Genomic DNA, 382 nt, shown 5'->3' with positions numbered 1-382 from the left:
GGGGCGTGGGCGCCCGCCAGGCACGGGTGGTGAGGTCGAGCCAGGCGGCCCTGCCCTGCTCGTTGTACGGGGCCCACATGTTGGGTTCTGTCGGCGGGCCCTGGTACCACTTCTCCCAGATCGGGCGGACCGCCGGCGGTGGTCGATCGGCGCCGCCGTCGGTGAGGGTGATGTCTTCCAGCCCATTGCCGAGCACGGACGGGCGCGCTCCGTTGATGGCCAGGCCCACGGTGCGGGAGGCCATGACGGTGCCATGGCGGTCCAGTACCAGGAGATCGGCCCGGTCGTGTGTCCACCGGCGTGGTCGTTGCGTCCCTATGAGCAGTGGCTCCGTGGCTTCGCAGCCGATCAGCTCCATCGGGACGGGGGCCGGGTCCGCTCG

The 382-nt window shown here is 71.5% G+C and carries 1 pseudogene; it reads right to left on the bottom strand.

Annotated elements, in window-relative coordinates:
- Positions 1-244 (bottom strand): annotated as a pseudogene (locus ACEPPI_RS40770) (hypothetical protein); the annotation flags it as partial.
- Positions 245-382 lie beyond the last annotated feature (138 nt).

It is taken from the genome of Streptomyces sp. AB3(2024) (genome assembly GCF_041862025.1).
In the GTDB taxonomy this organism is placed as follows: Bacteria; Actinomycetota; Actinomycetes; order Streptomycetales; family Streptomycetaceae; genus Streptomyces.
The sequence above is the reverse complement of the archived record's forward strand: the minus strand, read 5'-3'. Positions and strand labels throughout refer to the sequence as shown.